General features: G+C 66.7%; 9 protein-coding genes and 1 pseudogene. 7 read left to right on the forward strand and 3 right to left on the reverse strand.

What is annotated here, in order from left to right:
- A partial coding sequence (fahA, locus tag LPZ50_RS15550) for a fumarylacetoacetase (protein ID WP_230662375.1) occupies nucleotides 1-1,006 on the forward strand: 1,006 nt, incomplete at its 5' end.
- 147 nt (nucleotides 1,007-1,153) lie between these two features.
- Here fahA and LPZ50_RS15555 read toward each other — a convergent pair.
- Nucleotides 1,154-1,888 carry a FadR/GntR family transcriptional regulator gene (locus tag LPZ50_RS15555; RefSeq protein ID WP_230662376.1) on the reverse strand — a complete coding sequence of 245 codons (735 nt, stop codon included), beginning with the start codon at nucleotides 1,886-1,888 and terminating at the stop codon, nucleotides 1,154-1,156.
- A gap of 126 nt (nucleotides 1,889-2,014) precedes the next feature.
- On the opposite strand from LPZ50_RS15555, the gene LPZ50_RS15560 reads away from it, so the two are divergent.
- The 5 genes from LPZ50_RS15560 (at nucleotide 2,015) to LPZ50_RS15580 (ending at nucleotide 6,657) form a co-directional block, all read left to right on the forward strand.
- Complete coding sequence (locus LPZ50_RS15560) at nucleotides 2,015-2,845, forward strand: NAD-dependent epimerase/dehydratase family protein (RefSeq protein WP_230662377.1); 831 nt, start codon at nucleotides 2,015-2,017, stop codon at nucleotides 2,843-2,845.
- Nucleotides 2,842-3,732, forward strand: coding sequence for an SMP-30/gluconolactonase/LRE family protein (locus tag LPZ50_RS15565; RefSeq protein ID WP_230662378.1), 891 nt, complete (start codon nucleotides 2,842-2,844; stop codon nucleotides 3,730-3,732). Before LPZ50_RS15560 ends, LPZ50_RS15565 begins: the two co-directional genes overlap by 4 nt.
- A 96-nt stretch (nucleotides 3,733-3,828) precedes the next feature.
- Nucleotides 3,829-4,815: a TRAP transporter substrate-binding protein gene (locus tag LPZ50_RS15570; protein ID WP_230662379.1), complete on the forward strand. Its 987-nt coding sequence runs from the start codon at nucleotides 3,829-3,831 to the stop codon at nucleotides 4,813-4,815.
- A gap of 118 nt (nucleotides 4,816-4,933) precedes the next feature.
- Entirely contained in the window at nucleotides 4,934-5,383 is a 450-nt protein-coding gene (locus LPZ50_RS15575) for a TRAP transporter small permease (RefSeq protein ID WP_230662383.1), read from the forward strand.
- Nucleotides 5,374-6,657, forward strand: a complete 1,284-nt coding sequence (locus LPZ50_RS15580; protein WP_230662380.1) for a TRAP transporter large permease — start codon at nucleotides 5,374-5,376, stop codon at nucleotides 6,655-6,657. Before LPZ50_RS15575 ends, LPZ50_RS15580 begins: the two co-directional genes overlap by 10 nt.
- 250 nt (nucleotides 6,658-6,907) lie before the next feature.
- On the opposite strand, the gene LPZ50_RS15585 is transcribed toward LPZ50_RS15580, so the two are convergent.
- Nucleotides 6,908-8,323, reverse strand: coding sequence for an FAD-binding oxidoreductase (locus LPZ50_RS15585; protein ID WP_230662381.1), 1,416 nt, complete (start codon nucleotides 8,321-8,323; stop codon nucleotides 6,908-6,910).
- Between the two features lie 165 nt (nucleotides 8,324-8,488).
- Here LPZ50_RS15585 and LPZ50_RS15590 point away from each other — a divergent pair, with 165 nt between their 5' ends.
- On the forward strand, nucleotides 8,489-9,889 hold the full coding sequence (locus tag LPZ50_RS15590) for a phosphomannomutase/phosphoglucomutase (RefSeq protein ID WP_230662382.1): 1,401 nt from the start codon (nucleotides 8,489-8,491) through the stop codon (nucleotides 9,887-9,889).
- A 204-nt stretch (nucleotides 9,890-10,093) separates the two neighbouring features.
- Here LPZ50_RS15590 and LPZ50_RS15595 read toward each other — a convergent pair.
- Nucleotides 10,094-10,924 (reverse strand): annotated as a pseudogene (locus LPZ50_RS15595) (dihydroxy-acid dehydratase); the annotation flags it as partial.

Raw genomic sequence — 10,924 nt, forward strand, 5'->3', positions numbered from 1 at the left:
CGCCCTGCGCAGCGGCTCGCCGCTGCAGGCACGCCTCGAGCCGCTGCTGTCGGCCCAGGCCGGCGCCGAATACACCACGCCGGCCCGCATCGGCGACTACACCGATTTTTATATTTCGCTGCACCACGCCACCGCCGTGGGCAAGCAGTTCCGGCCGGACAACCCCCTGCTGCCCAATTACAAATGGGTGCCTATCGGTTATCACGGCCGCGCCTCCAGCGTGGGTGTGGACCAGCGCTTTCCGCGCCCGGTGGGCCAGACCCGCCCCGCCGCCGAAGGCGAGGCCCCGCCGGTCGGACCGTGCAAGCGCCTGGACTACGAACTGGAACTGGGCATATTCGTGGGCAAGGGCAACGCACAGGGCGACCGCATCGCCCTGGACCAGGCCGATGAACACGTGTTCGGCCTGTGCATCCTGAACGACTGGTCGGCGCGCGACATCCAGGCCTGGGAATACCAGCCGCTGGGGCCCTTCCTGGCCAAGAACTTCGCGTCGACGATCTCGCCCTGGATCGTCACCATGGAAGCGCTGGAGCCATTCCGCACCGCCTGGACTCGTGCCGAGAGCGACCCGCAACCCGTGGCCTACCTGTCCTCGGACGCCAACCGCGCGCAGGGCGCCTACGACGTGCAGATGGAAGTACTGCTGACCACCGAGGCCTCGCGCGCCGCGCAACACGACCCCGCGCACCTGTCGGCCAGCAATTTCCGGGATGCCTACTGGAATATCGCCCAACTGGTTGCGCACCACACTATCAATGGCTGCAACCTGCAGCCCGGCGACCTGATGGGCACCGGCACGCTGTCCGGCCCCGCGCCGCAGGAAGCGGGCTCATTGCTGGAACTGAGCCAGGGCGGCAAGGCGCCGGTGGAACTGCCCTGGGGCGAACGCCGCAGCTTCCTGGAAGACGGCGACCAAGTCATCATCCGCGCGCAATGCCAGAAACCGGGCTATCCGCGCATAGGGTTCGGCGAGTCGTCCGGCACGGTGCTGCCGGCGCGCTGATTCTCCAGCCGCCTTGGCAATACGCAGGCCCCGCAAGGCGGGGCCTGCCTGCTTTCCCGGCCGTAAGATAATGATGAATTTTGTATGACATCATATGTCTTGGCGGGTTTGATCTGACAAAATTGCGGCGCCGGCCGCGTCTTCCCCCTAGCGCCCCTGCACCCGGCGCAATCGCTCGCGGCTGTTGCTCAGGTGCATGCGCATGGCCGCGCGCGCCGCCTCCGGGTCCTGCCGCAGGATGGCCTGGTAGATGTCTTCATGCTCCAGATTCACTCGCGCCAGGTATTGTTCGCGGTCTTCGTGGGCAATGCGCGCCGAATTGATGCGCGTGCGCGGGATGATGGCCGAGCCCAGGTGCGACATCAGGTCGGCGAAATAGCGGTTGGCCGTGGCCTGGGCCACCAATAAGTGAAAGCGGAAATCCGGGGTGATGGTGTCGCCGCCCGCGGCCAGAGAACCACGGAATTCGTCCAGCGCGGCCCGCATGTCCGCCAGCTGCGCATCGCTGCGGCGCAGCGCGGCCAGGCCCGCGGCCTCGCTTTCCAGGCAGATGCGCAGTTCCAGCAGCACCAGCACGTCCTGCACCGTGGCGATATCTGACGGGTCGACGCGGAAGTCGGCCCCGCCGCTGGCCTGCAGCGCGTAGGTGCCGATGCCGTGGTGGGTTTCGACCAGGCCGGCGGCCTGCAGGCGCGACAGGGCTTCGCGCACTACGGTGCGGCTGACGCCGAACTGGCGCATCAGCTCGGATTCGGTGGGCAGTTTCTGGCCAGGGCGGATCTGCCCGCCGCGGATCCGTTCTGAGAAATCCTCGACCAGGCCCTGCGCCAGATTGCGCGGCCGGCGGGGCGCGGAAACGCGCGGATCTGCGGAGCCAGTCATCAAGGGATATCCCGGGTAATGATGCGCTTGACGGTGAAAATTTGGCGTCATTATACTGCCATCAAGTTGTACGATAACGTATCAGTCAAGTTTCATCCGCATCCGCCTCATTGCTGGAACTGCCGCATGACATCCCCTGCTGAATCGTCCCTGGACAGCGCCCGCTGCCATCGTCTGCTTCTTACCGGCGCTGCCGGGGGCCTGGGCACCGTATTGCGCGAACGCCTGCGTCCCCATGCCGACATACTCCGCGTGTCGGACATCGCCGCCATGCCGCCTGCCGGGCCTGGCGAAGAGGCGGTGGCCTGCGACTTGTCGGACCCCCAGGCCGTGCTGGAACTGGTGCGCGGCACGGATGCCATCGTGCATCTGGGAGGGGTGTCCGTCGAACGGCCTTTCGAGGAAATCCTGCCCGCCAATATCCAGGGCACCTACAACCTGTACGAAGCCGCCCGCGTGCATGGCGTGCGGCGCGTGGTATTCGCCAGTTCCAACCATGTCACCGGCTTTTATCGCCAGGGCGAAGTGCTGGACGCGGATACGCCGCCGCGGCCCGATGGCTACTACGGCATCAGCAAGGCATTTGGCGAAAACCTGTCGCGCTTTTATTTCGACCGCTACGGCATCGAAACCGTGTGCCTGCGCATCGGCTCGTCGTTTCCCGAAGCGCGCGACCGCCGCATGCTGGTGACATGGCTCAGCTACGACGACCTGACCCAGCTGATGCTGCGCTCGCTGTTCGTTCCGGATGTCGGGCACACCATTGTGTACGGCGCCTCGGCCAACCGCGACAGCTGGTGGGACAACCGCCAGGCCGCGCATCTGGGCTTTGCGCCCAGAGACTCCTCGGAAACCTTTCGCGCGGCCGTCGAAACGCAGCCGGCGCCCGATCCCGCCGACCCTGCCACGCAGTACCAGGGCGGTGCTTTCGTCAAGGCCGGGCCGTTCAAATCATGAACGCCGAACCGCGGGCCGAACGCCTGGGCGAGCTGCTGTGTTCCGTGGGCGAAAGCCCGGTATGGCACGCAGCCGAGCAGGCACTGTACTGGACGGACATCCCCGCCCGCCGCCTGTGCCGCTACACACCCGCCGACGGCCAGGCCCGCCACTGGGATCTGCCCGAAATGGCGGGCTGTATCGCCAAGCGCGGCACGGGGTGGCTGGCCGCCATGGAAACCGGCCTGTACGCCCTGCCGGCGCTGGACTCTCAACAGCCCGCGCCCCCGGCCATGGCCCTGGCCACGGTCAGGCACGCCGCGCCGGGCATGCGTTTCAACGACGGCAGATGCGATCGCCAGGGCCGCTTCTGGGCTGGCACGATGGTGCAGGACATGGCGCTGGGCCGCGACGCCGGCCGCCTGTACCGCTATGCGGGCGGTGAACTGGCCATGCCGCTGGATCTGCCGCTGGTCGTGCCCAACGGCATGGCATTCAGCCCCGACGGCCGCACCATGTACCTGTCCGACTCGCACCCCGATCGCCAAGTGGTCTGGGCGCTGGACTACGACCCCGACCACGGTGTACCGACGCGTCGCCGCGTGTTCATCGAACGCCTGCCCGCCGGCCGGCCCGACGGCGCCGCTGTGGACCAGGACGGCGCCTACTGGATCTGCGGCAACGACGCGGGCTTGCTGTACCGCTACACCCCCGACGGCCGGCTGGACCGCAGCCTGCGCCTGCCGGTAGCCAAGCCCGCCATGTGCGCCTTCGGCGGCAGCGGCCTGGATACCCTGTTCATTACCACCATCCGGCCGCCCGCCACGCCGGCCGGGGCGCTGGATGGCGCCCTGTTCTCCCTGCGGCCCGGCACCCGCGGCCTGGAGGAACCGGCTTACCTCGGCTAGCACCCGAATGGGCCGCCACCCAGGCCCACGCCGCATGCATGCAGTGATTTCCACAAGAGCCCTCACAACGCCGTACTCCCAACCCGGAGGTAGACAATGCTGCGCAATACCCTCGCACGCGCCACCCTGGCCGCGTCGGCCGCCCTGTGCCTGTCCACGGCGGCCCTGAACATCCATGCCGAGACACTGCGCTCGGCCGACATCCACCCCGACGACTACCCCACCGTGCTGGCCGTGCGCCACATGGGCGAACTGGTCAAGCAACGCACCAATGGGCGTATCGAGGTCAAGGTGTACGCGGGCAGCAAGCTGGGCCGCGAAGAGGATTCCATCGAACAGGTGAAGCTGGGCGCGCTGGCCATGACCCGCGTCAGCAGCGCCGCCATGCATAACATCTGCCAGACGCTGCGCGTGCCCTCGCTGCCCTTCCTGTTCCGTTCCACCGAGCACCTGCACAAAGTGCTGGACAGCGACATCGGCGACGAGATACTGCGGTCCTGCGAAAGCGCCGGCTTTGTCGGCCTGGCCTGGTACGACAGCGGCGCGCGCTCGATGTACACGCGCGAAAAACCCATCAAGACGGTGCAGGACGTACAGGGCATGAAGATCCGCGTGCAGCAGTCGGATCTGTCGGTGGCCATGGTGGAAGCCTTGGGCGGCAATGCCACCCCCATGCCCATGGGCGAGGTATACACCGCGCTGAAAACCGGCCTGGTGGATGCCGCCGAGAACAACTTCCCCAGCTACGAAAGCGCCCACCACTACGAGGTGGCCAAGTACTACTCGATGACCCAGCACACCATGACGCCCGAGATTCTGCTGTTCTCGAAGCGCCAATGGGACAAACTGCCGGAAGCCGACCGCAAGATCATCCGCGACGCGGCCCGCGAATCGGTGCCCTATATGCGCAAGCTGTGGGCCGAGCGCGAAGAGAAATCGCGCGCGGTGGTGGAAAAAGCCGGCTCGCAGATCATCGAACCCGACAAGGCCTCGTTCCAGGCCGTGATGAAGCCCGTGTACGAACGCTTTGTCACCACCCCGGAAATGAAGGACCTGGTGTCGCGCATCCAGGCCATGAAATAAGGGTGCCGCCATGTCTGCCCAAGCCATTCCCACGGCCCGGGACAACGCGCCGGGCGGCGCGCTCACACGCCTGCTGGACGGCTATGCGCGCGCCTGCGCCATAGTGGCCCGGCTGTGCATGGTGTTCAGCGTGGCCGGACTGGTGTGCCTGGTGGCCGCCGTGTCGTACCAGATATTCGGGCGGCACGTGCTGAACAGCACCCCCACCTGGGCCGAAAGCCTGTCGCTGCTGCTGGTGCTGTATGTCACCATGCTGGGCGCGGCGGTGGCCGTGCGCGACGCCGGCCACATCGGCTTCGAGTCGCTGGCCGACCTGCTGCCGCCTGGCGGCCGGCGCCGCCTGCAGTTGTTCGTGCACCTGCTGGTGCTGCTGTTCGGCGCCATGATGGCCTGGTATTGCGGCGTGCTGGCCGAATCCGTGCATACCTACAAGATTCCCAACCTGGGCTTGTCGGAAGGCTGGAAGTACGCCCCCGCCACCCTGTCCGGCGTGCTGATCGTGCTGTTCTCCATCGAGCACATCATCGCGCTGCTGCGCAACCAGAAGGTGGTTCCCGCATGGCACTGACTCTGCTTTCCATGACCTTCATCGGCTTCCTGATCATCGGGGTACCGGTGGCCTTCGCCATCGGCCTGGCGTCGATCTCGGCCATCGCCTACGAAGACCTGCCCATCGCGGTGGCCTTCCAGCAGATGACCTCGGGCATGAACGCGTTCTCGTTCCTGGCCATTCCGTTCTTCATCTTCACGGGCGAACTGATGCTGTACGGCGGCATCGCCGACCGCATCGTCGCTTTTGCGAAATCGGTGGTGGGCCATGTGCGGGGCGGCCTGGGCATGTCCAACGTGGTGGCCTGCACGCTGTTCGGCGGCGTGTCCGGCTCGCCCGTGGCGGATGTGTCGGCCATGGGGTCGGTGATGATCCCCATGATGAAGCGCGAGGGCTACCATGCCGACTACGCCGTCAACGTCACCACGCACGCGGCGCTGGTGGGCGCCTTGATGCCCACCAGCCACAACATCATCATCTACACGCTGGCCGCCGGCGGCAAAGTATCCATCGCGGCGCTGATCGCGGCCTGCGTGGTGCCGGCGGTGATCCTGACGGTGTGCAACCTGGCGGCGGCCTACCTGGTGGCGCGCAAGCGCGGCTATCCCGCGGGCAAGTTTCCCGGCTGGGGCATCGTGCTGCGCTCGATGGTGGCGGCCGCGCCGGGCCTGTTCGTGATCGTGCTGATCCTGGCCGGCATTCTCAGCGGCGTATTCACGGCCACGGAATCGGCAGTGGTGGCCGTGCTGTACGCCCTGGCGCTGACCGCGCTGGTATACCGCACCCTGACCTGGGACCACTTCATCCGCGCCGCCGCCAAGGCCGTGAAAACCACGGGCATCGTGCTGTTGCTGATCGGCATTTCGGCCACCTTCGGCTACCTGATCGGCTTCTACAGCGTGGCCGAGAAAACCGGCGAGCTCATGGCCTCGATCTCGAACGAGCCCTGGGCGATTTTCCTGATGGTGAACATCACCCTGTTCCTGTTGGGCACCTTCCTGGACATGGCGGCCACCATCCTGATCTGCACGCCCATCTTCCTGCCGATCTGCATGCAGTACGGCATGAGCCCGGTGCAGTTCGGCGTGGTCATGCTGCTGAACTGCGCCCTGGGGCTGAACACCCCGCCCGTGGGCACGGTGCAGTTCGTGGGATGCGCCATCGGCAAGGTCTCGGTAGGCGCCGTCATGCGCACCATCTGGCCCTTCTATGGCGCCCTGGTGGCCGCCCTGGCTTTGGTCACCTACGTGCCCGGGTTTTCATCCTGGCTGCCCGACCTGCTGCTGAAGTAAGTGGTGGCGCATCGGCACCTGGCATCCAGGGCGCCACCTTAAGCTGCCGCGGCGAGTTTTCAAGTATGTTGCCGGGTGTCTGGCTCCCCGTAAGGGGTGCCAGACACCGATGTGTGCCTCGATAGTCTCAGTTGGACGGTGTCTGGCACCCTGACGGGAGCCAGACACCTGTGAACATCCGTGAAGGCTCGCCGCGGTAGCTTAAGGTAGTGCCATGGGTGCCAGACACCCGCGGAAATCGCCCCGGCCTTCAAGCCTGCAGCACTTTCCCCGGGTTCATCAGCCCCCGCGGATCCAGCGCCTGCTTGATCCGCTTCATCAGCGCCAGTTCCAGCGCGTCTTTGTAGTGCGGCAGTTCGTCCCGCTTCAACTGCCCCACCCCATGTTCGGCGCTGATCGACCCTGCATGCTCGACCACACTGCGATGCACCACATCGTAGATATCCTGCTGCAGGGCCAGCAGGTCGGCCTCGGTCTGGCCCGGGGCCCGCGCCACGTTGTAATGCAGGTTGCCGTCGCCCAAGTGGCCGAACACCACATTGCGCACCTTGGGAAAACGCTGCTGCAGCATGGCATTGGTTTTGTGCACGAAGCCGGCGATGGACGAAATGGGAATGGACACGTCGTGCTTCACCCCCTTGCCCTGTTCGGCCTCGGCCAGGGGAATGCTTTCACGCAAGTGCCACAGCGCCCGGCTTTGCGCCACATTGGCGGCAATGGCGGCGTCGGTGACCAGGCCAGCCTCGATCGCCTCGCCCAGCACTGCCTCGAAGCGCTCGCGCGCATGGGTCTCGCTTTCGCTGTCGGACAGCTCCAGCAGCGCAAACCAGGGCGAATCGGCCGATACGCCCTCGAACGGCAGGCGCTGCTGCGGAAACAGCCGGACCACGCTTTGCAGGCAATCGCCCGCCATCAGCTCGAAGCCCGTCAGCGATGCGCCGAACCCGGCCCGCGCGCGCGACAGCAACTCGACCGCAGCATCGATGGTGTCCAGCGCCAGCAGGGCCGTGCACGAGGCGACCGGCTGGGGAAACAGCTTCAGCGTGGCGGCGGTAATAATGCCCAGCGTGCCTTCGCTGCCTATGTAAAGGTCGCGCAGATCGTAACCAGTATTGTCCTTGCGCAGGCCGCGCAGCCCGTTCCAGACCTCGCCTTCCGCGGTGACGACTTCCAGCCCCAGGGCCAGTTCGCGCGTATTGCCGTAGCGCAGCACCTGCGTGCCTCCGGCGTTGGTGGCCAGGTTGCCGCCGATGGTGCAGCTGCCCTCGGCCGCCAGGCTCAGGGGAAACAGGCGGCCCGCGTCGGCGGCGGCCTGTTGCACGGCTTGCAAAATGCAACCCGCTTCGACGGTGATGGTGTCATTATCCGTGTCGACCGAACGAACCCGGTTCAGCCGCGCCGTGGACAACAGCACGGCCTGGCCCGACCCATCGGGCGTGGCGCCCCCGCACAGGCCGGTATTGCCGCCCTGGGGCACCACCGGCGCGCCGTGCTGCGCGCACAGGCGCACCGCCTGGGCCACCTGCTCGGTGGTGCCCGGGCGGATTACCGCCTGGGCCTCGCCCCGGTAGCGCCGCCGCCAGTCCTGCAAGTACGGCTCGGCATCGGCACCGGTAAGAACGTTGGACGGCCCCAGCAGGGACTGCAATGCATTCAGTAAAGTCATGGACATCAACCGGAGTCGGGGCGCCCGGCCAGGCCGGGCGACATTGCGGATGCCGGATATTGTAGGGCGAGCCCGGGACCCTGGGCGTTTTCCCGGCAGCGCGCCCAAGGGGTGAATCGGGGATAATTGCAGCTATTGACCTTTCAGCTACATCAAGGAGCCCGCTTGGACCACTCCCCCCGCTACCCCGAATCCGTCTTCAAGGCCTACGACATCCGCGGCACGGTGCCCGACCTGCTCAACCCCGGATTCGCCCGCGCCCTGGGCCGCAGCCTGGCCGACGAGGCCCGGGCCAACGGCGTCCAGGCCCTGGTGGTGGGGCGCGACGGCCGGCTCAGCAGCGCCGAACTGTCCCTGGCCCTGCAGGAAGGCATTCAGGAAGGCGGCGTGGACGCCATCGATATCGGCCAGGTGCCCACCCCCCTGGTGTACTACGCGGCCTACACCCAGGGCACCGGTTCGGGCGTGGCCATCACGGGCAGCCACAATCCGCCCCAATACAACGGCTTCAAGATGATGATGGCCGGCAAGGCCTTGTACGGCGCCGGGGTGCAGGCGCTGCGCGCCGCCATGGACGCGGGTGCCGCCAGCCCGGCCGCGCCCGTGGCCAAGCCGGGCACCCGCCGCGAACTGGACCTGCTAGCCGAGTACATCCAGCGCATTACCGGCGACGTCAAGCTCGCCCGCCCGATGAAAATCGCCATCGACTGCGGCAACGGCGTGGCCGGCGCGGTGGCGCCGCAACTGTTCCGCGCGCTGGGCTGCCAGGTCGACGAACTGTATTGCGACGTCGACGGCACCTTCCCCAACCACCACCCCGATCCGGCCGATCCGCATAATCTGCAAGACCTCATCCAGCACGTGGCGCGCACCGATTGCGCAATCGGCCTGGCCTTCGACGGCGACGGCGACCGCCTGGGCGTGGTCACCAGGTCGGGCCAGATCATCTGGCCCGACCGGCAACTGATCATGTTCGCGCGCGACGTGCTGCAGCGCTGCCCGGGCGCCACCATCATCTACGACGTCAAGTGCAGCCGCCATGTGGGCCTGGCCGTGCAGGAAGCGGGCGGCCAGCCGCTGATGTGGCAAACCGGGCATTCGCTGGTCAAGGCCAAGCTGGCCGAAACCGGCGCGCCGCTGGCCGGCGAAATGAGCGGCCACATTTTCTTCAAGGAACGCTGGTTCGGCTTCGACGACGGCCTGTATACCGGCGCCCGCCTGCTCGAGATCCTGTCGCGCCACGCCAACCCCTCGCAGGCGCTGGAAGCGCTGCCGCAAGCCATTTCCACGCCCGAGCTCAAGCTGGAAATGGAAGAAGGCCAGCCTTTCGCGCTGGTGCAGGCACTGCGCGAACAAGGCAAGTTCGAAGGCGCGCTGCGCGTGATAACCATCGATGGCGTGCGGGCGGAATATGCCGACGGCTTCGGGCTGGCCCGCCCGTCCAATACCACGCCCGTGGTCGTGCTGCGCTTCGAGGCCGACACCCCGGAAGCCCTGGCGCGCATCCAGCAAGACTTCCGCCAGCAACTGCAGCGGCTGGCTCCCGACGCGGTTTTGCCCTTCTAGTCCCGGCGCGCGCACTCCATGCCTACCTCCCTGCCGTTCAGCCCCGCATGGCTGGCCTTTTCCCAGGCGGCGCAAGCCGCCTCGCGCGGCGGCGACCGCCTGCGCATCATCGAAGCGGCCGGCCTGCGCATCGACCTGACGGCGCAAGCCCGATCCGACGCGCTGGACGACGCCGCCCAGGCCTTGCTGGTGCAGCAGAATTTCGACGCGGCGGGAGACTTCGTCAATCTCATCCAGGCCGAAGTCCACGCCGGCCTCGCGGGCGGCGGCCAGCAAGTGCAGGATGGTGTTGGTGGAACCGCCCATGGCGATATCAAGTGCCATGGCGTTGCCGAAGGCCTTCTTGGTGGCGATGCTGCGTGGCAGCACGGTCTCGTCATCTTCGCCGTAGTAGCGGTTGGCGATATCGACCACCAGCTTGCCGGCGTTCTGGTAAAGGTCCTTGCGCGCGGTGTGGGTGGCCAGGGTGGAGCCGTTGCCTGGCAGCGAGAGGCCCATGGCCTCGGTCAGGCAGTTCATCGAGTTGGCGGTGAACATGCCCGAGCACGAACCGCAGGTCGGGCAGGCCGAGCGCTCGACTTCGGCGACTTCCGCGTCGGAATACGACGGGTCGACCGCGATCACCATCGCGTCGACGAGGTCGAGCTTCTTCACCTCGATAGCCTTGGTGACCGGGTTCGCGAGGCGAGTCTTGCCCGCTTCCATCGGGCCGCCCGACACGAAGATCACCGGGATGTTGAGGCGCATCGCGGCCATCAGCATGCCGGGGGTGATCTTGTCGCAGTTGGAGATGCAGATCAGCGCGTCCGCGCAGTGCGCGTTGACCATGTACTCGACCGAGTCGGCGATCAGGTCGCGCGAGGGGAGGGAGTAGAGCATGCCCGCGTGGCCCATCGCGATGCCGTCGTCCACCGCGATGGTGTTGAACTCGCGCGGGATGCCGCCGGCCGCCTGGATCGCCTCGGAGACGATCCGGCCGACCGGCTGCAGGTGGGTGTGGCCCGGCACGAACTCGGTGAAGGAGTTGGCCATCGC

It is taken from the genome of Bordetella petrii (genome assembly GCF_020991325.1).
In the GTDB taxonomy this organism is placed as follows: domain Bacteria; phylum Pseudomonadota; class Gammaproteobacteria; order Burkholderiales; family Burkholderiaceae_B; genus Bordetella_A; species Bordetella_A petrii_E.

Coding starts and splice junctions, on each gene's coding strand:
- LPZ50_RS15555 (WP_230662376.1), bottom strand. CDS start 1,888: ATGACTGGCTCCGCAGATCCGCGCGTTTCCGCGCCCCGCCGGCCGCGC.
- LPZ50_RS15580 (WP_230662380.1), top strand. CDS start 5,374: ATGGCACTGACTCTGCTTTCCATGACCTTCATCGGCTTCCTGATCATC.
- LPZ50_RS15570 (WP_230662379.1), top strand. CDS start 3,829: ATGCTGCGCAATACCCTCGCACGCGCCACCCTGGCCGCGTCGGCCGCC.
- LPZ50_RS15575 (WP_230662383.1), top strand. CDS start 4,934: ATGGTGTTCAGCGTGGCCGGACTGGTGTGCCTGGTGGCCGCCGTGTCG.
- LPZ50_RS15585 (WP_230662381.1), bottom strand. CDS start 8,323: ATGACTTTACTGAATGCATTGCAGTCCCTGCTGGGGCCGTCCAACGTT.
- LPZ50_RS15565 (WP_230662378.1), top strand. CDS start 2,842: ATGAACGCCGAACCGCGGGCCGAACGCCTGGGCGAGCTGCTGTGTTCC.
- LPZ50_RS15560 (WP_230662377.1), top strand. CDS start 2,015: ATGACATCCCCTGCTGAATCGTCCCTGGACAGCGCCCGCTGCCATCGT.